The following is a 22,498-nucleotide window of genomic DNA, read 5'->3' as shown; positions in this document are numbered from 1 at the left end:
TCAGCGCTGCCGATCAGGTCGTGAGTTCACCCCTGCAGATCGCCGCTACGCGTCAGCTCGTCGGTCACCTTGTCGATGGCACGCTTGGCACGGGCGATCACCTCGTCGACCTGGCCACGGTCGATCACCAGCGGCGGAGCGAAGCCGAGGATGTCGCCGTTGGGCATGGCGCGGGCGATCAGGTTCTCCTCGAGCGCCGCCGCCGCGACCCGCGGGCCGACCTTGAGCGCCGGGTCGAAGGGGGTGTAGGCGCCCTTCTGCGGCGCGAACTCGAGTGCCGCCATCAGCCCCTGGCCGCGCACGTCGCCCACCAGCGGGTGCTCGCCGAAGGTCTTGGCCAGCTGGGCGTTGAAGTAGGCGCCGGTCTCGGCGGCGTTACCGACCAGATTCTCGCGCTCGATGATGTCCAGGTTGGCCATCGCCGCCGCTGCGCCTAGCGGGTGCCCGGAGTAGGTCCAGCCGTGGCCGATCGGGCCGAACTCACCGGTGCCATCTTCCAGCGCCTTCCACACCCGCTCGCCGACGATCACCCCGGAGAGCGGCTGATAAGCACTGGTCAGCCCCTTGGCGATGGTCACCAGATCCGGCTGGATGCCGTAGTGCTGGAAGCCGAAATCGCTGCCCAGACGCCCGAAACCGCTGACTACCTCGTCGCTGATCAGCAGGATGTCGTGGCGCTTGAGCACCGCCTGAATCGCTTCCCAGTAGCCCTCCGGCGGCGGAATGATGCCGCCTGTGCCGAGTACCGGCTCGCCGATGAAGGCGCCCACGGTCTCCGGGCCCTCGCGCTGGATCAGCGCCTCCAGCTGCTCGGCGCAGTAGGCGGAGAACTCGCGTTCGCTCATCTCGCCCCGGGGCCGGCGGTAATAATACGGGGCCTCGGTATGCAGCACGCCTTCGATCGGCAGGTCGAAGTGCTGATGGAAGGCGGGCAGCCCGGTGAGCGAACCGGCGGCGATGCTGGAGCCGTGGTAGCCGCGCTGGCGCGAGATGATCTTTTTCTTCTGCGGCCGGCCGGTGACATTGTGGTAGTAGCGCACCAGTTTGATCTGGGTCTCGTTGGCATCGCTGCCGGAGAGCCCGTAGTAGACCTTGTTCAAGCCATGACCGGCGAGCTTGGCGATGCGCTCGGAGAGCGCGATCAGCGGCTCGTTGGAGTGGCCGACATAGGTGTGGTAGTAGGCGAGTTCCTTGGCCTGGGCGTAGATGGCCTCGGCGATCTCGCTGCGCCCGTAGCCGATGTTGACGCAGTAGAGCCCGGCGAAGGCATCGATCATCTCGCGCCCGTCGCGGTCGACGATGGAGATCCCCTGGCCGCCGGTGATGATACGCCCCGGCGCATCGCCATGGGCGTAATCGCGCAGATGGGTGGAGGCGTGGAAGACGTGGCGGCGATCGTTGTCGATCAGGCTACGCGTATCGGTCATGACGTTTTCCTTACTGAAAGCGGAACCACCACCGCGACTGTCGATGGTGTTTGATGGGGGTTCCCGGCGGGCGCAGCGGTCACCGTGACCCTTGTGTGATACCCGCATGACAAAGCTATGCGACGCTGATGATGCGGCGCAACACCGTTCACGCGACAGCGCGTAGGCGCCGGGCGAGCGGGTGAAGCGCCGTCAGCGATTACACGCTGGCTCAAGAAGAGCTGGCCGAAGGCATACTCCCCAGGCAGTAATACTTGGTGTCCAGATACTCCTCGAGCCCCTGGGCCCCGCCCTCACGGCCGAGGCCGGACTGCTTGATGCCGCCGAAGGGAATCGGTGCACCGGTCATCTTGACGCTGTTGACGCTGACCATGCCGTACTCCAGCCCGCGCATCAGCTTCCAGATACGCCGCACGTCGTGGGTATAGACATAGGCGGCGAGGCCGTACTCGGTGTCGTTGGCCAGCTGGATCACCTCGTCGTCGCTGTCGAACACGCCGACACCCGCCACCGGCGAGAAGGTCTCCTCGCGGAACACGCGCATCTCCGGGGTGATGTCGGCGAGCAGCGTGGGCACGAAGAAGTTGGCCCCCGGCGCCGAACGCTCGCCGCCGAGCTTGCGCGCGCCGCGGCGCACCCCGTCCTCGACGATGCCCTGAGCCATCTCCACCGCGCGGCGGTGGATCAGCGGGCCGATATCGCACTCATCGAGCCCGTTACCCACGCTCAGCGCTTCCATGTGGGCGACGAAGCGCTCGATGAAGGCGTCGTAGATACCGCGCTGGACGAAGATGCGGTTGGCGGCCAGGCAGTCCTGCCCTGCGGTCTGGAACTTGGCCGCCACGGCTTGCTTGGCTGCGGCATCCGGGTCCATGTCGTCGCAGACGATGAAGGGTGCGTTACCGCCCAGCTCCAGCGACATGCGCTTGACGCTCGACGAACTCTGGCGCATCAGCAGCTTGCCCACCCGGGTCGAGCCGGTGAACGAGATATTGCGGATGCGGTTGTCACTGCACAGCACCTCGGAGACCGTCGCCGGGTCACCGGTAACCACGTTGAACACCCCGGCCGGGATGCCCGCGCGCTCGGCGAGTTCGGCCAGCGCCAGCGCCGAGTAAGGGGTTTCGTTGGCCGGCTTGACGATCACCGGGCAGCCCGCAGCGAGCGCCGCCCCCGCCTTGCGAGTGATCATCGCCAGCGGGAAGTTCCACGGCGTGAACATCGCCGACACGCCCACCGGCTCCTTGATCGTACCCAGGGCAGCATCGGGGATATGGCTGGGGATGGTCATGCCGTAGGCGCGCTTGGCCTCCTCGGCGAACCACTGGATGAAGCTGGCGCCATAGTCGACCTCACCGCGGGCATCCTTGAGCGGCTTGCCCTGCTCGCGGGTCATCAGATAGGCGAGATCCTCTTTGTGCTCGTGCAGCAGGCGGTACCAGGCGTTGAGCTTCTCGGCGCGCGCATTGACGTTGAGCGCCCGCCAGGCGGCGAACGCCTCCTCGGCGGCTGTCACAGTGGCGGTGATCTGGGCGGCTTCCAGCAGGGCACAGTGGCCCAGGGTCTCGCCGGTGGCGGGGTCGACCACCGCCTCCTCGCGACCCTCGCTGCCATGGGTCCACTTGCCGTCGACATAGGCGTACTGACGGAAAAGACGCGGGTCGTTGAGTTTCATGCTGTCGCCTCCTGCGGCGCTGAGGGCGTAACGGTCAGGCGGCGTCAGAGAGAAGTGTTTTCCTCTGGCGCTGCCGAGTGCTCCCAGCCTAAGGGTTAAGGCGCGCAGAAACTTTTTGTCCCGCCGCTCTGACACTTGCGCTTTTTTTCGAAAGCGCCGCGTTAACTTGCGGTTTTTTCGGCGCAAAGGGCAGGCGCCGCGACGGTATAGATACGTGTATACAGAACCCCCTGATATCTACATCTTTTGGCTAAAAAACGCACAAAATCGTCGCCAAAAAGAGCGCTCAGGCGTAAGCATGTATACACGCCGTGCCATCCACCCCCGATTTCCGGGCCGGCCAACCGCGTCCTGACCGCCACGCGAGCCGTCGGCCGACACCACGGCGTGAACCCGAGAGGAGATGACCCATGTCCAACCGTGGCTATCCGTTGAACGCCTGGTACGCCGCCGCCTGGGGCCATGAGATCCAGCACCAGCTCACGCCGCGTACCCTCTGCGAAACCGATCTGGTGCTCTATCGCCGCAGCGACGGTGAAATCGCCGCGCTGCAGGATGCTTGCTGGCACCGCCTGCTGCCGCTGTCGCTGGGCCGCCTGGATGGCGACAGCGTGGTATGCGGCTATCATGGCCTGGCCTTTGATCCCCACGGCCGCTGCACCCACATGCCGTCGCAGGAGACGATCAACCCTGCCGCCTGCGTGCGCAGCTTCCCGGTGGCCGAGCGCCACGCCCTGGTGTGGGTATGGATGGGCGATCCGGCCCAGGCCGACACCGCCACCATCCCCGACTTCCACTGGAACGCCGACCCCGCCCTGGCCGGCCGCGGTGGCACCTTCTACAGCCTGCAGTGCGAATACCGGCTGGTGATCGACAACCTGCTCGACCTCACCCACGAGACCTTCGTCCACGCCGGCAGCATCGGCCACGACTCGATCACCCGGGCGCCGTTCGACGTCACCCACGACGAGCGCAGCGTCACCGTCCAGCGCTGGATGCTAGACGGTGACGCGCCGCCGTTCTGGGCCCGCCAGCTGGGTCGCGACGTGCCGGTGGATCGCTGGCACAACATCCACTTCGAGGCGCCCTCGACCATCGTCGGCGATGTCGGCGTGGCCGAAGCCGGCACCGGCGCGCCCCAGGGCGACCGCTCCCACGGGGTGACCGGCTACTTCCTGGCGGCGCTGACGCCGGAGACCGCCACCAGCTGCCACTACTTCTGGAACTTCGTGCGCGATCACCACCTCGACGACCCCAACTGGACCGAATACCTGCACTACGCCCACGTCAACGACGGCCAGGGGGTCTACGACCAGGACAAGGCGGTACTCCAGGCGCAGCAGATCGCGGTCTCGAAGTATGACCGCCCGCCGTTCTACAACCTCAACATCGACGCCGGCGCGATGTGGGCGCGACGCATCATCGACCGCCTGATCGCCGCCGAGGAGACGCCGCCTGCCGGTGAGCAGGCGTCAGCGCCCAGCGTCTTCGCGCGCCAGGCCTGAGGAACGCACGACCATGCGCCAATCGCTGAAAGCGCTGTTGACCCTGCGCAACTGGATTCTCGACGGCACCCTTAGCGCCGGCGAGCGCCTGTGGGAACCGACCCTGGCGACCCGTCTGGCGGTGTCGCGCACGCCGCTGCGCGAGGCCCTGGTGCGCCTCGAACACGAGGGACTGGTCGAAACCGCCGAGCGCGGTGGCTATGCGGTGCGCGGCTTCTCGCCCGACTACCTCAAGCAGACGATCGAGATTCGCGGCACGCTGGAAGGGCTCGCCGCGCGCCAGGCGGCGGAGGCGCGCCACCCGGCGTCACGCCTCGAGCCGCTGCACCGGCTGGTCGAGCGCATCGACACCATCGTCTCCCGGGCGCAGCTCGACGAGGAGGCGCTGAATCGCTACGTCACGCTCAACGGCGAGTTCCACCAGCATCTGCTCGCCCTCGCCGAGAGCATGGCACTGAGCGAGGCGCTGGAGCGCATCGGCAATCTGCCCTTCGCCTCGCCCAATGCCTTCGTCATGAGCTACGCCCATTCGGCGTCCGCGCACCGCATCCTGTTCATCGCCAACGATCAGCACCGCTGTCTGGTCGACGCTCTCGCCACCGGCGAGGGCGCGCGCGCCGAACAGATCGCCCGCGAGCACGCGCGCATCGCCCAGCGCAATCTGGACAGCGCGCTCGCCCACCCCGCCGGGCTGGATGCCGTCAGCGGCGGTGCGCTGATCCGTCAACCTTGACCCCGCCGCGTGCGGCCAGGAGAGACCCATGAACCCCCGCAGCCTGCCTTCGGTCCACACGCCGCCCCGTTGGGCGCCGGCCACCCTCGCGCGCAGCCACGATCTGGGTAGCGACGTGCGCCTGTTCGAGGTGCGCCCCGACAGCGGCGCGACCGCACCCTATACCCCGGGGAGCCATCTGCCGCTGCAGCTCGACTTCAGCGGCCACCCCCAGACCCGCCACTACTCACTGCTCGAGGAGGCCGGCGATGCCGGCGTCTACCGCTTCGCGGTCAAGCGCCTGGCCCACAGCCGCGGCGGCAGCGAGCACCTGTGGCAGCTCGCCCCCGGCGATCCGCTGACCATCGCGGCACCGGCCAACCACTTCCCGCTGTCGTTCGCCAGCCCCGAGTACCTGCTGATCGCCGGCGGTATCGGTATCACTCCGCTCTACGGCATGGCGCTGGCACTCCAGCGCGCCGGTAAGCGCCTGCGCCTGATCTACGTCTCCCGGGACAGTGCCCGCGAGCACTTCGCCACGGCGCTCTCTGAATTGGGGGCGGCGCTGGAGGTGTACTCGGATTCGGCCAGCGCGGCACCGGCGATCGCCCGCGCGGTGACCGCCCTCGATCCGGCCGGAGAGGCCTACCTGTGTGGCCCGGCGGGCCTGCGCCGACAGGTTCGCGCGCTGTGGGAAGCCGAGGCGCGGCCACCCTGGGCGCTGCGCTACGAGACCTTCGCCAACGGCGGCGAGCGCCCGGAAGAGACCTTCGAGGTCAGCGTGCGCAATCTGGGGATCAGCTTCGAGGTGCCACCGCACCGCTCACTGCTGGAGTCGCTGCTCGATCACGACATCGAGGCACTCTACGACTGCCAGCGCGGCGAGTGCGGCCTGTGTGCGGTCGACGTGGTCAGCCACGAGGGCAGCATCGACCACCGCGACGTCTACTTCAGCGCCCGCCAGCACGCCGCTGACGACAAGCTGTGTACCTGCGTCTCGCGCATTGCCGGCCACGGCCGCGTGGTGATCGATACCAGCCGTCAGGGTATCCGCGACTGACGCGCGTCGTTTCACCCCCAGGAGGGAAAAGGGTATGACACTGGACACCGCCACTGAAGTCGATCCGCGCAAGCTACTCGACGAGGCCCCGATGGGGCGCGCCCAGGTTCTGGCCGTGGCGACCACGGTCGCACTCAATGCGCTGGATGGCTTCGACGTGCTGGCGATCAGCTTCGCCGCGCCGGGCATCGTCGCCGAGTGGGGAATCAACCGCGCCGAGCTCGGCGTGGTGCTGGCAATGGAACTGATCGGCATGGCCCTGGGCTCGATCCTGCTTGGCGGGGTGACCGATCGTGTCGGCCGGCGCCCGGTCAATCTCGGCTGCCTGCTGCTGATGGCAGTGGGCATGCTGATGGCGGCGCGCGCCGGTAGCGTGGCGGAGCTGGGTGCCTGGCGCGTGCTCACTGGCATCGGCATCGGCGGCATGCTCGCCTCGATCAACGCCACCGCCGCCGAGTACGCCAACCACAAGAGCCGCAACCTGTGCGTCTCGCTGATGGCGATCGGCTATCCGCTGGGCGCCATCGTCGGCGGCACCATCGCCGCCCAGCTACTGCGGCTGTTCGACTGGCGCGCGGTGTTCTACTTCGGCGCGCTGGTGACCGCGCTGATGATTCCGCTCACCGCCTGGCTGCTGCGCGAGACCGTGCCCTACCTCTACCAGCGCCGCCCTGCCGGGGCGCTCGACAGGATCAACCGCGAACTGCGCCGTCTCGGCCACGCCACGGTGGCACGGCTACCGGCACCGCCGGCCCGAAACGGCAGCGACTCGCCGCTGGCGCTGTTCGGCCCCTCGCTGATCCGGGTCACCCTGCTGCTGACGCTGGCCTACTTCATGCACATCGCCACTTTCTACTTCATCCTCAAGTGGGTGCCGCAGATCGTCGTCGGCATGGGATTCGACCCTGCCAACGCCGCCGGCGTGCTGGTCTGGGCCAATATCGGCGGGGCCCTGGGCGGTGCTCTGCTGGGGCTGCTCGGGCGCCATCTGCCGGTACGTCGCCTCACCGTCGCCGCCCTCTGCCTATCGGTCATCATGGTGACCCTGTTCGGCCATGGCGCCGACTCGCTGGCCGGCATCTCGCTGCTGGTCGCACTGACCGGCTTCTGCACCAACGCCGGCGTGGTGGGCCTCTATGCGCTGTTCGCTCAGCGCTTCCCCACCGCCCAGCGCGCCTCGGGCACCGGCTTCGCGATTGGCGTCGGCCGCGGTGGTGCGGCGCTGTCACCCATCGTGGTCGGCGTGCTGTTCACCCTCGATCTCGATCTGCAGGCGGTGGCGATCGTCATGGCTCTGGGGGCCGCGATCGCCGCGGTGGCCGTGCTGCTGCTCGGCCCCGAGCCGATTCAAACAGAGCAGCTCCGAGCCCAAGAAGACAATACCTCCCACACCCGGCTCACGCCGGATAGCCCGGGCGGCTAGCGATCCTGCCCGGCGTTCCCCCCCAACACAGAAAACCCGGCAAGCGCCGGGTTCTGATTTGACACACAGATTTGGCAAACAGACGCGAGGAACAGACCTGGCATCGAGACCTGATAAGCCCTGCCCCTCAGCCCTCGGGATCGGGCAGCGCCGGTGGCCCGTGACGCTTGACCGTCTTGGTGACGATATAGGTGAAATAGCGTTCGATACCGAGATCCGACACCAGCCAGGCGTCGATCAGGCGCTGGTAGGCGTCGATGCTCTCCAGCTCGATCTTGACCAGATAATCCATGCCGCCGCCGATGGCGAAACACTCGGCCACGGCGTCGCTCTCCTCGACCAGGCGCTCGAAGCGCGCGAGGCTCTCGGCATTGTGCTGCTTGAGTTCGATCTGAACCCACACCGGGGTCAGCTTGACCAGTACGTCGGTGTCGATCCGCGCGCTGTAGCCGCGGATCACACCCGCCTTCTCGAGCCGCTTGACCCGCTCCCAGCAGGGACTGACGGAGAGGTTGATCGCCTCCGCCAGGCGCGACTTGGTGATGCGCCCGTCGCGGCTCAGGATCGCCAGGATCTTGAGATCGTAGCGGTCGAGTTTCACGCTCTCTCCAACGACTGCACCACCTCGGCGACCACCGCGATGGTGTCACCCATGCCGACCTTGGCCGGGAAGCGCCGAGCGATCAGCACGCCATCACGCTGGGCGCGATACTCGACCGGGTCGGTACCGGTGCGGGTCATGTCATAGATCCGCGCCAGCACGTCGCCCTGCTTGACCATCTCCCCCAGCGATACCGTCAACTCGAGCAGCCCGGCGTGCTCGCTCTGCACATAGCAGCTAGCATCGGGCATGTCGACGTATATCATCGGCTCGTCGGCGCTCTCCAGCTCACCTTCGATCAAGCCGTAGTGGATCAGGAAGTTACGTACGCCGCGCTCGCTGATGGCCAGGCTGGCCGGGGTCGAGGTGCCGCCGCCGCCGAGCTCGGTGGTGACGAAGGTCTTGCCCTGGGACTCTACCGCAGTGTCGTAGAGCCGGGTGGCGTCGAGCTCGAACATCATCATCGCGTAGGGCGCGCCGAAGGCCACCGCGCCGCCCAGGCTGGCGCGCTCCTGGTTCAGATCGTCGAGGCGATGGGCGGCGGCGAAGGGCACGATATCCAGGGTGCGCCCACCGGAGTGCAGGTCGAGCGCGACGTCGCACATCGGCACCAGCACGCGGGTGAAGTAGTCGGCGATCTGGCTGGTCACGCTGCCGTCGGGGTCGCCGGGAAAGCTGCGGTTGAGGTTACCGCCATCCAGCGGCGAGGTGCGCTTGCCGGCTTCCGCCGCCGGCACGTTCATCATCGGTACGATGATCACCCGCCCGCGCACGTCACCCGCCTTGAGGCTGTTGGCGAGCTTCATCAGCGCGGTGATGCCCTCGTATTCGTCGCCATGATTACCGCCGGTGAGAAGCGCCGTCGGCCCTTCGCCGTTGGCGACCACGGTGATCGGGATCATCACCGCACCCCAGGCGGACTCGTCTACCGAGATCGGCAGCTTGAGAAAACCGTGCTGCACGCCTTGGGCGTCGAAGTCGACGCTGGCGCTGATCGGACTGGGACGCGGGGATGCGGACATGCGAACTCTCCTCACTGAAGCGGATGGCACGCCCTTGGCTCCTGGCCGCCGGACGCATCATCGAAAAATGACATTTCGTACAGAACCTCAGACCGCGTCGACGCGACACTTATCTGACAAACGGCTTATCGACGAACGGCTGGCGCGCCTATTTGACGAACAGCTGTCGGGGAAACTCGCACAGCGGTTCGGCGCCCTGCTCGGTGATCAGGATACTCTCGGTGATCTCCAGGCCCCAGTCGTCCATCCACATGCCGGGCATGAAGTGGAACGTCATCCCCGGCTCGAGGATCGTCTCGTCCGAAGGGCGCAGACTCATGGTGCGCTCGCCCCAGTCCGGCGGATAGCTGATCCCGATGGGGTAGCCGCAGCGCGCGCCACCGCGGTCGAAGCCGTACTTGTCCATCGCCGCGCCCAGCGCCAGCGCGATGTCGGCACAGCGGTTGCCGGGCTTGGCCACGGCGAGGCCGTTCTCGATACCTTCGAGCAGCGCCGACTCGCCACGCAGGAACTCCTTGGGCGGCGTGCCCAGGAACACTGTCCGCGACAGCGGCGCGTGGTAGCGCTTGTAGCAGCCGGCGATCTCGAAAAACGTCCCCTCGCCGCGGCGAAAGGGGGTGTCGTCCCAGGTCAGATGGGGCGCGGCGGCGTCGCTGCCGGTGGGCAGCAGCGGCACGATGGCGGGATAGTCGCCGCCATGCACCACGCCGTTGGGGTCGGTCCAGCCCTCGGTGCCGACGCGGTAGATCTCGGAGACCAGCTTGCTCTTGGCCAGGCCCGGCTCGATCATCTCCAGAATGCGCGAGTGCATGCCCTCGACGATGCGCGCCGCGACGCGCATGTAGGCGATCTCCTGGGGCGACTTGATCGCGCGGCACCAGTTGACCAGCGCAGTGGCATCGCTCAGCTTGGCGTGGGGCAGCTCCTTGACCAGGCTGGTGTAGGCCCGCGCCGAGAAGTAGTAGTTGTCCATCTCCACACCGATGCTGCCGGTGTGCCAGCCATACTCCGGCAGCACCGACTGAGCCAGGTACTCCATCGGGTGCATGTCCGGATTCTGCACATAGTAGTCCGGGTAGTAGCGCACCCGCTCCTCGTGCATCCAGCAGGTGCGCCAGGCGCCATTGGCATCCTGACGCCGGCCGTACCACACCGGCTCCCCCTCCAGACCCACCAGCACGCACTGATGGACATAGAACGACCAGCCGTCGTAGCCGGTCAGCCAGGCCATGTTGGAGGGGTCGCTGACGATCAGCACATCGAGACCACGATTGGCCATCGACACGCGCACCTTGTGCAAACGGCTGGCGTACTCTTCACGCGAAAAAGGCAGGGAAACCTGGAACATGGAGCCACTCGACTAACGGGACCGAATTATCAGGACGCAGGCTGCCAGCACGCCTCAGCTCTGTACGAAAACGACCTGCGCTCGCTGACGTTTCGTACAAACCCTAGCAGCGGCCTGTCCTACCGCTTGCCGACCGGATGTGAAATTGTCATGATCGATTCTCGCAAAAGTCAGGACAATTAGCGGTCAATGCATCAAGGCCGATAGTAGCATCGTCGCGCGTCCTGGCGTCAAAGGCTTTATTGCATCATGACAATCGACCTCACACCCTATCTATCGACCCAAGGGCCTAAGTATCTCGCGATCGCCCGCGCCCTGGCCGAGGCGCTGCGCCACGGTGCCATTTCGCCGGGTACCCGACTGCCCACCCACCGCGAACTGGCGGAGACCCTCGGGGTCAGCGTGCAGACCGTGTCGCGGGCCTACGAGCAGGCGGAGAAGAGTGGCCTGGTGCAGGCCCGGGTCGGCAGCGGCACCTGGATCCGCGATACCGAGGGCGATACCGAAAACGAGTTCCTGCGCGCGCCGGCCACCCTCGCCGACGACAGCCTGATCGATCTCTCGATCGCCCATCCGGTGTGTCTGCCCTCCCACCATCTGCGCTTTCGCGAAGCCCTGGCAGAGCTGGCGCGCACTGCCCACGCCGATGTGATCGGTGCCTGCCGCCCGATCGCCGGTCTGGTCCATCAGCGCGAGCGTGCCGACGCCTGGCTCCGAGAGCGGCTCGGGGTCCCCGGCGAGGTGGAGGAGCGGCTGCTCTGCAACGGTGCCGCCCATGGCCTGATGCTGGCGATCGCCACCGTGGTTCAGCACGGTGACGTGGTGCTCACCGAGTCGCTCACCGACCACGGCCTGATCTCGCTGGCGCGCACGCTTGGCTTCCAGCTGCGCGGGGTCGCCATCGACCGCCAGGGCGTACTGCCAGAGGCGCTGGAGGCAGCCATCGTGCGTCACCGCCCGCGGGCGGTGTGCCTCACCCCGACCCAGCTCAACCCGACCGGCGCGACCATGGAGAACGCGCGGCGCGATGCCGTGGCCCGGGTGCTCGAGCGCCACGGTGTGTGGCTGATCGAGGACGACGTCCACGCCCTGCTCGAACCGCCCGGGCTGACACCGCTCACCGCGCGCCTGCCGCTGCAGAGCTTCCATGTCACCAGCCTGACCAAGGCCACCGTGCCCGGGCTGCGCGCCGGCTATCTCAGCGTGCCCCGCGGGCAGATGCACCACACCCTGCCGCGCCTGCGCGCCACCAGCTGGATGGCGACACCGCTGGTGTTCGAACTGGCCGACTACTGGCTCGCCAACGGCATGATCGATACGCTGGCGCATGAACAGCGCCAACTGCTCGCCGAACGCCAATCGCTGACCGCCCGCCGCCTGGCCGGCCACGCCATCGATGCGCGCCCCAGCAGCCTGCACGCCTGGATCGCGCTGCCGTCACCGTGGCGCGCCGAGGAGCTCAAGCAGCAGGCGCGTCAGGAGGGCGTGGCGATCACCACCGCGCAACCGTTCCTGGTCGCGCAGACGCCGGCGCCGCAGCGGGTGCGTCTCAGCCTGGGCGCCGAGAGCGACCTGGGGCGGCTGGCCTACGCCCTCGACGTGCTCGCCCGGCTGCTCGGCGAAGCACCGCCGCCGATGCTGGAAATCGTCTACTGAAGCGGCTGCCGGGCGGCCCCTTTTCCCAGACTGTCCCCTTACCGAGATCGAGATACCGACGCTCTTGGTAGCGCTGCCTTTTCTGGAAAAAGCGAACGTTTTCATCCTCTTCGACCCGCGCAGCTTCGCACGACAGGCCTCCTGAGGCTGGCTGATCTTCAGCGGCATCTGTTGGGCGATCATCGGGGCGTCGTCGCGATCGCCCGGCCCGGCACCTGAGCCTGAATTCATGACAGTGAATTTTCTCGGTAACCAACTGTCACTTGCTATGTTCGGCCGGGCAACCGATACCGCGATGTGAGATGAGCGGTGTGCAGTCCAGAAATGCGCAGAGGCCCAATGCCATGTAGGGAGACCGAGCTTTCCACTGTTGCGGCTGACACTATCGGGATCTGGCTGATATGCCGGAACTCGAAGGAGGAAGATAATGCAGACATCCACTCAACACGCCTCCTCATCACGCGGCGCGTCACATTTTCGCTGGGTCATCGTTGCGATGCTCGCCGCGATCATCCTGATCAACTACATCGATCGCTCGGCCATCTCCTACGCGATCGGGCCGATGTCCAAAGAACTGAACCTCAGCGATGCCCAGCAGGGCATGATTCTCGGCGCCTTCGGCATAGGCTACGCCGTCACCACTCTGTTGGGCGGCATTCTGGTCGACCGATTCGGCGCGCGCATCGTACTGGCGGTCTCAGTCGTCGCCTGGGCAGTGGCAACGGCCCTGGTCGGCGTAGCCAGCAGTTTTCTTCTCATCCTTGCCGCGCGTGCCGCGCTCGGTCTGGCCGAAGGGCCGATGTTCCCCGGCCAGACCGGCGCCATTGCGCACTGGCTATCAGGACGGGAACGCGGACGCGCCCTCGGCTATTCGCTGGTCGCGGTGCCTGTCTCGCTGGCGATCGGCGCGCCGGTCGTCTCCTATCTCACCGCGATCACGGGCTGGCGCGAGATGTTCATTCTGCTCGGCGCCGTCAGCCTCCTGTGGATGCCATTGTGGTGGGTGCTGTTCCGCAACCATCCCGAAGACAGCAGCCGGGTGAATGCCGCCGAAATCGCCGTCATCGCGGACCCGCCAACGCCCACGCCAGACGCGCATTCCACCGATGCGCCGCGCGAGCGGACGAGTTGGGCAAGCTTATTGACGAACGGCACGCTCATGGCGAACAACTGGGCGTTCTTCGTGTTCGGCTACTTCCTGTTCTTCTTCATGACCTGGCTGCCGGGGTATCTGGAACGCACCTTCAAGCTGTCGATCACCAGCGTCGGTTGGTTCTCTGTCGCCCCCTGGCTTGCCGCTGCCTTGGCCCTGGTCCTGCTCAGCAATTTGTCGGATATGCTCTTGCGGCGCACCGGCAAGCTGCGCATTGCCCGAAGCTATCTGATTGCCGCCACCCAAGGTCTGGCAGCGCTGATGATCCTGCCGGTCGCCTTCACCGACAATCTGACGCTTGCGCTGGTACTGATCACCGTTGCCGTCGCCGCCTCCATGGGCGCGAACGCGGCCTTTTACGCCGTCAATATCGACGTCACTCGCGACCGTTCCGCCACGGCGCTGGGTATCATGGACTTCGGCTTCGCGATCGCCGGTTTTCTGGCTCCCGCACTCACAGGCTGGATCGTGGGGCAAAGCGGTGGCTTCACCGAGGCATTCATGCTGATGTCTGCCCTGGCGGCATCTTCTGTGATCATTACTCTCGTCTTTCATCGCCCAGACCAGCATCGTCTGGACAAGACATAGGCTGCATGAAGACAGGCCCCACGCCCGTCATCGGGTGCGGGGCAAGAGGAGATAATGGCAAGTCAATATGGGCTGGCGGGTTTACGTCGCTCGAACGGCCACTGAACGTTGGCCAGTCTTAGGCTTTGTGCGAAAACTACCTGCACTCGGCAATACAGTGTTAAAAATCGGCTCAAAATGCTCATTTACACCCCGTAAACTCCGCATTTTCGCCGATTTTTGCCTTGTCTTGCCTTCGCTCGCTGACTTTTCGTACAAACCCTAGCCATCGGCGTTTGTCTGAGCTGCTGACACTCATCCAACCTATCGAGCCATGCGACGCGCGCTGTTTCCATGCCGTTGCCGGGCGCTGAGCGTGTGCGGTTCCCGCGGGCATACAGCCGGGGCCACAGGTTTGACGAGCGGCGCGCGTCAGGCAGACTACGGAGCACGCTTCGTGTTCGTAGGTTTTGTTTTTCTGCGTGACACGAGCACCGGGTCATCGGGAACACGCCTTCGAGCTACCGATCACTCACATCGAACAGTTTTCTGTCTTTCCCTGGCTTGCCACTGCTGCAGCACGACTCCTGCCCGGCAACCGGCGTCCACCCACTGCGCCCAGGAGGCAACATGCAGGTACTGATCTATCACCAGGATGCCGCGCAGTGGCGCGACGTACTCGCCCAGCGCCTGCCCGAGGCCCAATTCCACCTGGGCGCCGAGCACGGCAACCCCCAGGTCGACTATCTGGTGGCGTGGAAGCCGCCTGCCTCACTGCTCGAGGAGCAGCGCTGGCTGCGCGGTATCGTCAATCTCGGTGCCGGGGTCGACGCCCTGCTCAACAACCCCGCACTGCCGCGCGAGATTCCCATCGTCAAGCTGCGCGACGCCGGCATGGGCGAGTTGATCGGCGACTACGTGCGCTACGGCGTGCTCCACTTCCAGCGCGACTTCGACCGCTACCAGCGCCAGCAACGTACGCAGACCTGGCGCGAGGTTCCGGTGGTCGACAAGCCCGCGTGGGGTATCGGTGTCCTCGGCCTGGGCGCGATCGGTACCCGCGTAGCGCAGATGCTGGCCGCCGACGGCTATCCTGTGCACGGCTGGAGCCGCTCGCCCAAGCAGCTCGAGGGCATCACCTGCCACCATGGCGATGCCGGCCTCGATGCCTTGCTCGCTCAGGTCATGACGCTGGTGACGCTGCTGCCGGACACCCCGGCCACCCGTCACCTGATCGACCGCGCCACCCTGGCCAAGCTGCCCGCCGGGGCCAGCCTGATCAATCCCGGGCGCGGCACCTTGATCGACGAAGCCGCCCTGCTCGACGCCCTCGGCAGCGGCGAGGCCGACGACGCCCATCTGCGCGGGGCGCTGCTCGACGCCTTCCCGCAGGAGCCGCTGCCGGCCGAGAGCCCGCTATGGCGCCACCCGCGCATTCTGATCACCCCGCACATGGCCGGCCCCACGCCGATCGGCGCCGCCGCTGATCAGGTCGCCGAGGCCCTGGCCCGGCTATCCCGTGGCGAGGCGGTCGAGACCATCGACCCCGATGCCGGCTACTGAACGTAGCCACCGACGACACCCGCCACCGCGATCGCGCCGCGGCCGAATCCAGCCGCGCCTGCGCACTTCACCCTAGCGCGGGTCTCATCCACACTGCGGTGAGCGCCCCTCGGGCTGGCTGCGGCTGAGCGACCGCGCCCCCGAAGCATCGATCAGGCCACAGGTCAGGCGTCGTCCACGAGCGCCAGAGAGGTGAAAGCCATGAGAAATATCTCCAGCACCAGCTTCGCGGCGTTCGGCGCGGTACTCATTGCCATCAGCTATGGTGTGGCGCGTTTCGCCTTCGGCCTTTTCGTCCCGCAGATCCGCGACGACCTGGCCCTCACCACCTATACGATCGGGGTGATCGGCGCGCTGCCGCTGGTGAGCTTCCTGCTCTCCACCGGCTTCGCCCCGGTGCTCGCCAACCGCCTGGGCGCGCGCTACGCGGCGATGATCTCGGCCAGCTTCGGCGTCGCCGGCCTAGCGCTCATCAGCCAGGCGGCGAGCGCCATCACCCTGGGTATCGGCGTCTTCTCCTGCGGTATCTGCACCGGGCTGATGATGCCGGCACTGACGACCGGCATGCAGGCCGTGGTCAAGCGCGCCCTGCATGCGCGGGTCAGCTCGTTCATGAATGCGGGCACCAGCATCGGCATCATGGTTGCCGTGCCCACGGTGATTTTGATGACCGGCGCCTGGCGCACGGCCTACCTCTCTTTCACCGCCCTGGCCATCGCCGGCCTGTGTGCCACCTGGTTCTTCCTGCCGGCGGTATCGCGGCTGACGCCCGCCGAGGCCGCCCCACCGCCGCCGCTCGGTGAGCTGCCGTGGTCGCGTCTGGTCCGCCTGTCGCTGTTCGCGTTCTTGATGGGCTTCGTCTCGTCGGCGTACTGGATCTTCGCCCCCGATCTGGTGATCACTCTCGGCGGCGGCTCGGCGGGCGCCACCGGCTGGCTCTGGTTCGCGGTGGGCGTGGCGGGCCTGGGCGGCGCCGTGGTCGCCGACCTCGCCGACCGCAACAATCCGCCGATCACCCAGGCGCTGATGCTGATGATGCTCGCCGCCAGCATGCTGCTGCTGGCAGCCAACCCGGCACAGCCCGGGCTGACACTCTTTTCGGCGCTGATCTTCGGGCTCTCCTATATGAGCTTGACCGGGCTCTATCTGATGACCGGTATCCGCCTGCTGCCGGGGCGTCTGTCGGCCGGCCCGGTGTTTCCCTTCATGGCCGTGGCGCTGGGACAGGCGACGGGTTCGCCGGTGATCGGGCGCTTGATCGATCTGTTCGACTACACCTACGCCTTCTCGCTGATCGCCGCACTGGGCATCGTCGTCGCCATCCTCTCGCCCTTCTATCCCGGCTATATCGCCGAGGCCCAAGAGGATCCCGAAGAGGAGGCGGGGCTGGAGGGCGCGTATGCCTACCAGCTCCAGGACGAGTCTGGCCAGCCGCTGGAGGACCCGGTGGACGATGCCCTGGAGGAGGCCAAGCCCACAGCGTGATCTGGGGCAGGCTGCCAAGGCCGGGTGCACAAGAAACGCGGCACCCGGTCTCGCCACAGGTGAACCTTTGGCCGAAACCGGCATCAACAGAGCCAAGCCTCCAGCCTGAGTCAAGACGATGCCCACTCTCACCTCGACGCTAGTGTCACTCGCCCTACTGCTGCTCGGTACGACCACGGCGCTGGCGCAAAGCGCACCGACGCCCTTCGTGGCCCACTACCGCCTGGACATCAGCGGCTGGCCGGATGCCACCATCACCCACCGCCTGAGCCAGCAAGGCGAGACCTGGGAGAGCGCGATGCAGGCCAGCATCAAGATCGCCCACGGCGAGGAGCGTGGGCGCTTCACCGTGACGGGCGATGACGTGCAGGCCCTCGACTACACCTCGGGCTACTCGCTGCTGGGGATCGGCGATGACTACCACCTGACCGCCAAGCAGCTGAAACGCCTGCCCGACCGCCAGACCGCGCTGTTCGAGCTCGCGCGTGAGGCCCCCGAGGCGCGCTGTCGCAGCGAACAGGTCTCGCCCTGTCAGTTGACCTATCAGGATTACAAGGGACGCGACAAGACGCTCTACTATCGGGTGACCGGTGAAGAGGACGTCACCACACCGGCCGGCAAGTTCCCGGGGGTCAGCGTCGATACCTGGGACGCCGACCCGGACAAGCGCGGCCGCCATCTGTTCCTGACCTTCGACCGCGACGTGCCCGGCCTGCTGCTGGCCAGCCGCTACGTGCGCGGCGGTGAGCAGCGCAGCCAGCTCAGCCTGCTCGATGTCAGCTTCCCGCGCTAAGGGAGTTGAATGACGTAGCGTCTCGAATTACAGTTTCGACTCGTCAACGGGCGCCCCTACAGGGCGCCCGTTTTCATTGTTCATGCCGCCGAGGTCGCCATGCTGCTGGGCTTGCTGTGGATACTGTTGCCGCTGATCGTCGGCTACCTGATACCGGTCCGGCACGCCGGCGTGCGCCGCGGCATCGACCGCGGCGTCAGCGCCTCGGTCTACGTCATCCTGCTGCTGATGGGCATCGGCCTGGGCGGGATGGAGAACCTGCTGGGGCAGCTCTCGACCATCGGCGCCACCGCCACCACCCTGTTCCTGGTGATCTCGCCGCTCAATCTGCTCGCCCTGTGGTGGCTGTCGCGGCGACCGCTGGCGCGGGTCGAACGCATCGCCGGTGACGATGCACCGCCGCTGAGCAAGTGGCAGGCAATGAAGGGCTCGGTGCTGCTGTGCGCCGTGGTCGCCGGCGGCGTGCTGCTCGGCGCCGGCATGCGTCTGCTCGGCTGGCATCCGGCGGCCCAGGCCGAGACCCTGGCCACCTGGACGCTCTACGCCCTGCTCGGCCTGATCGGCTGCCAGCTGCGCAATTCAGGGCTCGGGCTGCGCCAGATCCTGCTCAACCGACTGGGACTGGCAATCGCCGGCGTGGTACTGATGAGTTCACTGCTCGCCGGTCTGCTCGCCGCACCGCTGCTGGCGCTGCCCTGGAACCAGGGCATGGCGCTGGCCGCAGGCTTCGGCTGGTACTCGCTGTCGGGCATTCTGATCGGCGACCAGATCGGCCCCGTACTAGGGGGCGCCGCCTTCTTCAACGACCTGGCCCGAGAGCTGCTGGCCTTTCTGCTGGTGCCGCTGTTCATCCGCGGCGCGGTGCCGCTGGCGATCGGCTACAGCGGCGCCACGGCGATGGACTTCACCCTGCCGGTGATCCAGAAGCACGGCGGCATCGCTTGCGTGCCGGTGGCCATCGTCAGCGGCTTTCTGCTCTCGCTGCTCTCACCGCCGCTGATCCTGCTGCTGCTCTCGTTCAGCTGACCCCGCACCGCCTTTCATCTCTCACCCACCAGCGCCGTCCAGCACTGCCCAGCACGTCTGAAACGCGACACCCCGCCGATCATAATCGGCGGGGTGTCGGGTCACGCTGGCCCGCCGCTGACGGCGGGCTAGAGCCAGGTCGGCTCTCGGTCTAGAACCACACCTCCATCTGCGTACCGAAGGTCCACTGCCCGCCATTGAAGTTGTCTTTGCCCAGGGCATCGTCGCCGGCGAAGTTATTGAGCTCGCTATCCCAGTCGCTATAGCTTGCGAATACGCGGATCTCCGGACGCTGCCAGAAACCGCCCACCTGAGGCTTGAAGGTTGGCGCCAGGGTAAAGCGGGTGTAGCCGCCCTCCACCGCATTGCGCCCCTTGTAGCCCTTGGGATCGAGGTCCATCCACTGGTAGCTGGCTTCGTACTGCATCTCGAAGTTCTGGGTCAGCTCATTGGCGAAACGCAGGTTGAAAGTCGCCCAGTCGTAGCTGTCGCCGTTGGCGTAGCGGTCCTCGCTGGTCTGGGCCAGCACCGCCGGGGCCACGCGCCAGCGCGGCGCCACATAGGTGGTGCCGTAGAGCGCCAGCCGCGTGGTCTTGGCGTCGTCGGTCAGATTGCCGTCGGAGCCCAGCGCCTTGACCTCCGCCCCCAGCCCTTCACCGTGGAGCAGCGCCGCCACGGTATTGCCCTCGCTCACCCCGAAGAAGCTGTCACCGTGGTAGGCGAGCATGCCATGGAAGCCATGGTCGGCCGCCCTGGCGCTGCTGCCGGTATCGCGCTCGTCGTTATCGTTGGCGGAGAGACCGCTGAGCATCCACTGGAACGGGCCGACGTAGTTGTTGGTGGAGAGGATCAGGGCATCGGTGCTGCCGGTCAGATCCGGGTCTTCGCTGGTGACCACCGGGAAGTCGCTGAAGCTGCGCCCGTAGAGCGTGAGGTTGGTACTCCAGTCGTCATTGACCGCCACGTCGTAGACACCGGCACCGGTACCGGCGAGGAAGATGACATCGCTGTCGAGCCAGTGAATGTCGAAGTTGTTGCGGTCGAAGCGCTTGCCGGCCCAGATCTTGGCGTTCTCGAAAGGACCGGTGAAACTGGGCAGATCGCTGAACTCGACGAATGCCTGACGCACGTTGAGCTGCGACTCGTCGGCGGTCCAGTCATTGCTGGTGGTGGTGCCATCCGCCAGCATGATGCGGTAGAGCGACTTGGCGCCGTTATCGAAGGTCTGATTGTAGTTGAGCACGGTCTCGACATAGGTGTCCGGCTCGTTGCCCAGCCGCCCCACCGCACCACCGCTGGCGCCCGCCGGAGTCAGGTAGGGGCCGCCGGGGGCGCTCTTGCCATCGTCGCCGAGCAGCAGCCCGGAGCGGGCGTAGACGCTCAGCGAGAGGCCGTCGTCCCCGCTGTTGCCGGTCTCGGCGCTGCGACTCTCGGCCTGGCTCTCGACCGCGGCGAGGCGCGTGTCGAGCGACTGCTCCTCGAGCGAATCGAGCTTCTGCTCGGCCAGGTTGGCGCGCTGTTCGGCGGTGGCCGCACGCTGCTCGGCCGCCGCCACTCTGGCTTCGAGGGCCGCCAGGCGCGCTTCCAGGCTCGGATTCGACTGCGCCTGCGCCGCGGAGACGGCACCCAATGAGGCCAGCGCCACCCCGATGGCGAGTCCGGTCTTGCGAAATCCCGGTGTTGCCTGGCGCGCTGTGCGCGGGCGTGAACATTCGATCGAATCGACCGCTGATCTGGACATGACATGCTCCTGTTGTGGTTGTTGTCGTCCCCCTCGCCCGCCGGGCGCTTCTCCGCCGACTCGGCGGGAGCGCCGCACCGCCTTTCCCAGATCCGATTCCGGTCCCCTGCCCTGGCCCGGGAGTGGCGGCATTTGCGAGACGTGACGCAAGGCGGAACTTAAACGTTTAAGAGTCGCGTGAAAACATCGACAAAAGGCGCTTTGACCAAGGTCTAAAGCACTCGCCTCCGGGGTGTCCGACGCGCGGGTAGCTGTCTCAAAGCCGCACCACGACAAGCCTGTTTACAACCAAAGTCCGGGTTGAGCCGGCGCGAACAAGTGGCATAACTTGGCTGCGAACTTAAACGATTAAGACGCCGCCGGCATCGCCCCATGAATGGCCCCGCGGCCCCCGGCGCGAACCTCGGGCGCACGGCGATGACCACCGACGAGATCGCCCACAACAACAACCGGTACTCCCCAGGAGCCCAGGATGAAAACACGTTCTCTGCTAATGCTGGCGACCACCCTGACCATCGCGGGACAGGTCCAGGCCGCCGATCTCACCATCTCCTGCGGCGCGGTCGGCGCCGAGCTCACGCTGTGCAAGGAGGGCGTTGCGCGCTGGGAGGCCCAGAGCGGTCACAGCGTCGAGGTGGTCTCGACCCCCAACTCCGCCACCGAGCGGCTGTCGCTCTACCAGCAGATCCTCAACGCGCGCTCCGGTGATATCGACGTGTTCCAGATCGACGTGGTGTGGCCGGGCATGCTGGCGCCGCACCTGATCGACCTCAACGAGTACCTGCCCAAGGGCACCACCGATGACTTCTTCGAGGCCATCGTCGACAACAACACCGTCGATGGCCGGCTGGTGGCGATGCCGTGGTTCACCGATGCCGGGGTGCTCTACTACCGCAAGGATCTGCTGGATAAGTACGGCCTGGCGGTGCCCACCACCTGGGAACAGCTGACCGAGGCGGCGCGCACAGTCCAGGCCGGCGAGCGCCAGGCCGGCCACAAGGATTTCTGGGGCTTCGTGTTCCAGGGGCGCGCCTACGAGGGGCTGACGGTGGACGCGCTGGAGTGGATCGCCAGCTATCCCGACGGCGGCACCATCGTCGACGATGCCGGCGATATCACCATCGATAATCCACAGGCGGCGAAGGCACTGACTCTGGCAGCGAGCTGGATCGGCGACATCTCACCCCAGGGGGTACTCAACTACACCGAGGAGGAGTCGCGCGGGGTGTTCCAGTCGGGCAATGCGCTGTTCATGCGCAACTGGCCCTACGCCTGGGATCTGGTGCAGTCCGAACAGAGCGACATCCGTGACAAGGTCGGCGTGGTGGCACTGCCCGCCGGCGGCGCCGACGGCCACAGTGCGGCGGTGCTCGGCGGCTGGAACCTGGCGGTTTCGCGCTACAGCGAGCACCCACAGATGGCCGCCGACCTGGTCGCCTTCCTGACCTCTCCCGCAGAGCAGAAGCGCCGCGCCATCGAGGGCGCCTACAACCCGACTCTGCCGGCACTCTATAAAGACAAGGAAGTCCTCGCCGCAGTGCCCTTCTTCGGCACCCTCTACACCACCTTCACCTCGGCGATTCCGCGCCCCTCGGCGGTGACCGGCGACAAGTATCCGCGGGTCTCCAACGCCTTCTTCAACACCGTGCATGAAGTGCTCTCCGGCAAGGTCGACGCGGCCCAGGGTCTGGCGTCACTGCAGAGCGAACTCGAGCGCATCAAGCGGCGCCGCTGGTAAGCG

General features: G+C 66.5%; 17 protein-coding genes. 11 read left to right on the top strand and 6 right to left on the bottom strand.

Features of this window, described 5'->3' with window-relative positions; translation table 11 throughout:
* Nucleotides 1-26: 26 nt before the first annotated feature.
* Together ABV408_RS04485 and ABV408_RS04480 are read right to left on the bottom strand one after the other, a co-directional pair.
* On the bottom strand, nt 27-1,427 hold the full coding sequence (locus ABV408_RS04485; RefSeq protein WP_353981248.1) for an aminotransferase: 1,401 nt from the start codon (nt 1,425-1,427) through the stop codon (nt 27-29).
* 211 nt (nt 1,428-1,638) lie between these two features.
* Nucleotides 1,639-3,102: an NAD-dependent succinate-semialdehyde dehydrogenase gene (locus ABV408_RS04480; RefSeq protein ID WP_353981247.1), complete on the bottom strand. Its 1,464-nt coding sequence runs from the start codon at nt 3,100-3,102 to the stop codon at nt 1,639-1,641.
* Nucleotides 3,103-3,512: 410 nt separating this feature from the next.
* Between ABV408_RS04480 and ABV408_RS04475 the strand changes: the two genes are divergently transcribed.
* The 4 genes from ABV408_RS04475 to ABV408_RS04460 are packed head-to-tail and all read left to right on the top strand — an operon-like array spanning nt 3,513 to nt 7,802.
* Nucleotides 3,513-4,607, top strand: coding sequence for an aromatic ring-hydroxylating dioxygenase subunit alpha (locus tag ABV408_RS04475; protein ID WP_353981246.1), 1,095 nt, complete (start codon nt 3,513-3,515; stop codon nt 4,605-4,607).
* A 13-nt stretch (nt 4,608-4,620) separates the two neighbouring features.
* On the top strand, nt 4,621-5,340 hold the full coding sequence (locus tag ABV408_RS04470) for a GntR family transcriptional regulator (RefSeq protein ID WP_353981245.1): 720 nt from the start codon (nt 4,621-4,623) through the stop codon (nt 5,338-5,340).
* A 28-nt stretch (nt 5,341-5,368) separates the two neighbouring features.
* Entirely contained in the window at nt 5,369-6,379 is a 1,011-nt protein-coding gene (locus ABV408_RS04465; RefSeq protein ID WP_353981244.1) for a PDR/VanB family oxidoreductase, read from the top strand.
* A gap of 34 nt (nt 6,380-6,413) precedes the next feature.
* Nucleotides 6,414-7,802, top strand: coding sequence for an MFS transporter (locus ABV408_RS04460; protein WP_353981243.1), 1,389 nt, complete (start codon nt 6,414-6,416; stop codon nt 7,800-7,802).
* 127 nt (nt 7,803-7,929) lie between these two features.
* Here the strand turns inward: ABV408_RS04460 and ABV408_RS04455 are convergent, their stop codons facing one another.
* The 3 genes from ABV408_RS04455 to doeA all read right to left on the bottom strand — a co-directional run bounded on the left by ABV408_RS04455 (nt 7,930) and on the right by doeA (nt 10,773).
* Entirely contained in the window at nt 7,930-8,403 is a 474-nt protein-coding gene (locus ABV408_RS04455; RefSeq protein ID WP_353981242.1) for an Lrp/AsnC family transcriptional regulator, read from the bottom strand.
* Nucleotides 8,400-9,425, bottom strand: coding sequence for a N(2)-acetyl-L-2,4-diaminobutanoate deacetylase DoeB (gene doeB, locus ABV408_RS04450; RefSeq protein ID WP_353981241.1), 1,026 nt, complete (start codon nt 9,423-9,425; stop codon nt 8,400-8,402). The genes ABV408_RS04455 and doeB overlap by 4 nt, the downstream gene beginning before the upstream one ends.
* A gap of 148 nt (nt 9,426-9,573) precedes the next feature.
* Nucleotides 9,574-10,773: an ectoine hydrolase DoeA gene (gene doeA / locus ABV408_RS04445; RefSeq protein WP_353981240.1), complete on the bottom strand. Its 1,200-nt coding sequence runs from the start codon at nt 10,771-10,773 to the stop codon at nt 9,574-9,576.
* A 249-nt stretch (nt 10,774-11,022) separates the two neighbouring features.
* On the opposite strand from doeA, the gene ABV408_RS04440 reads away from it, so the two are divergent.
* The 6 genes from ABV408_RS04440 to ABV408_RS04415 all read left to right on the top strand — a co-directional run bounded on the left by ABV408_RS04440 (nt 11,023) and on the right by ABV408_RS04415 (nt 19,016).
* Complete coding sequence (locus ABV408_RS04440; RefSeq protein WP_353981239.1) at nt 11,023-12,429, top strand: PLP-dependent aminotransferase family protein; 1,407 nt, start codon at nt 11,023-11,025, stop codon at nt 12,427-12,429.
* 427 nt (nt 12,430-12,856) lie between these two features.
* A complete protein-coding gene (locus tag ABV408_RS04435; protein ID WP_353981238.1) occupies nt 12,857-14,170 on the top strand; it encodes an MFS transporter in 1,314 nt (437 codons plus the stop codon).
* Nucleotides 14,171-14,779: 609 nt separating this feature from the next.
* Nucleotides 14,780-15,712, top strand: coding sequence for a glyoxylate/hydroxypyruvate reductase A (locus ABV408_RS04430; RefSeq protein WP_353981237.1), 933 nt, complete (start codon nt 14,780-14,782; stop codon nt 15,710-15,712).
* 201 nt (nt 15,713-15,913) lie between these two features.
* On the top strand, nt 15,914-17,197 hold the full coding sequence (locus tag ABV408_RS04425; protein ID WP_353981236.1) for an MFS transporter: 1,284 nt from the start codon (nt 15,914-15,916) through the stop codon (nt 17,195-17,197).
* 118 nt (nt 17,198-17,315) lie between these two features.
* Nucleotides 17,316-17,990, top strand: a complete 675-nt coding sequence (locus ABV408_RS04420; RefSeq protein WP_353981235.1) for a hypothetical protein — start codon at nt 17,316-17,318, stop codon at nt 17,988-17,990.
* Nucleotides 17,991-18,089: 99 nt separating this feature from the next.
* Nucleotides 18,090-19,016 carry a lysine exporter LysO family protein gene (locus tag ABV408_RS04415; RefSeq protein ID WP_353981234.1) on the top strand — a complete coding sequence of 309 codons (927 nt, stop codon included), beginning with the start codon at nt 18,090-18,092 and terminating at the stop codon, nt 19,014-19,016.
* A gap of 151 nt (nt 19,017-19,167) precedes the next feature.
* Here ABV408_RS04415 and ABV408_RS04410 read toward each other — a convergent pair whose 3' ends face one another.
* Nucleotides 19,168-20,757 (bottom strand): carbohydrate porin, encoded by a 1,590-nt coding sequence (locus tag ABV408_RS04410; RefSeq protein ID WP_353981233.1) that lies wholly within the window; start codon nt 20,755-20,757, stop codon nt 19,168-19,170.
* A 472-nt stretch (nt 20,758-21,229) separates the two neighbouring features.
* On the opposite strand from ABV408_RS04410, the gene ABV408_RS04405 reads away from it, so the two are divergent.
* Nucleotides 21,230-22,495 carry an ABC transporter substrate-binding protein gene (locus tag ABV408_RS04405; RefSeq protein ID WP_353981232.1) on the top strand — a complete coding sequence of 422 codons (1,266 nt, stop codon included), beginning with the start codon at nt 21,230-21,232 and terminating at the stop codon, nt 22,493-22,495.
* The last annotated feature ends 3 nt before the right edge of the window (nt 22,496-22,498 follow it).

Origin of the sequence: Salinicola endophyticus (genome assembly GCF_040536835.1) — a bacterium.
GTDB classification, from domain to species: Bacteria; Pseudomonadota; Gammaproteobacteria; order Pseudomonadales; family Halomonadaceae; genus Salinicola; species Salinicola endophyticus_A.
This window is presented reverse-complemented; position numbering and strand designations above follow the sequence as displayed.

Bases quoted from the DNA above. Each gene is read 5' to 3' on its own strand.
- ABV408_RS04485 (WP_353981248.1), bottom strand. From the start codon at position 1,427: ATGACCGATACGCGTAGCCTGATCGACAACGATCGCCGCCACGTCTTC.
- ABV408_RS04480 (WP_353981247.1), bottom strand. From the start codon at position 3,102: ATGAAACTCAACGACCCGCGTCTTTTCCGTCAGTACGCCTATGTCGAC.
- ABV408_RS04475 (WP_353981246.1), top strand. From the start codon at position 3,513: ATGTCCAACCGTGGCTATCCGTTGAACGCCTGGTACGCCGCCGCCTGG.
- ABV408_RS04470 (WP_353981245.1), top strand. From the start codon at position 4,621: ATGCGCCAATCGCTGAAAGCGCTGTTGACCCTGCGCAACTGGATTCTC.
- ABV408_RS04465 (WP_353981244.1), top strand. From the start codon at position 5,369: ATGAACCCCCGCAGCCTGCCTTCGGTCCACACGCCGCCCCGTTGGGCG.
- ABV408_RS04460 (WP_353981243.1), top strand. From the start codon at position 6,414: ATGACACTGGACACCGCCACTGAAGTCGATCCGCGCAAGCTACTCGAC.
- doeB (WP_353981241.1), bottom strand. From the start codon at position 9,425: ATGTCCGCATCCCCGCGTCCCAGTCCGATCAGCGCCAGCGTCGACTTC.
- doeA (WP_353981240.1), bottom strand. From the start codon at position 10,773: ATGTTCCAGGTTTCCCTGCCTTTTTCGCGTGAAGAGTACGCCAGCCGT.
- ABV408_RS04440 (WP_353981239.1), top strand. From the start codon at position 11,023: ATGACAATCGACCTCACACCCTATCTATCGACCCAAGGGCCTAAGTAT.
- ABV408_RS04435 (WP_353981238.1), top strand. From the start codon at position 12,857: ATGCAGACATCCACTCAACACGCCTCCTCATCACGCGGCGCGTCACAT.
- ABV408_RS04430 (WP_353981237.1), top strand. From the start codon at position 14,780: ATGCAGGTACTGATCTATCACCAGGATGCCGCGCAGTGGCGCGACGTA.
- ABV408_RS04425 (WP_353981236.1), top strand. From the start codon at position 15,914: ATGAGAAATATCTCCAGCACCAGCTTCGCGGCGTTCGGCGCGGTACTC.
- ABV408_RS04420 (WP_353981235.1), top strand. From the start codon at position 17,316: ATGCCCACTCTCACCTCGACGCTAGTGTCACTCGCCCTACTGCTGCTC.
- ABV408_RS04415 (WP_353981234.1), top strand. From the start codon at position 18,090: ATGCTGCTGGGCTTGCTGTGGATACTGTTGCCGCTGATCGTCGGCTAC.
- ABV408_RS04410 (WP_353981233.1), bottom strand. From the start codon at position 20,757: ATGTCCAGATCAGCGGTCGATTCGATCGAATGTTCACGCCCGCGCACA.
- ABV408_RS04405 (WP_353981232.1), top strand. From the start codon at position 21,230: ATGAAAACACGTTCTCTGCTAATGCTGGCGACCACCCTGACCATCGCG.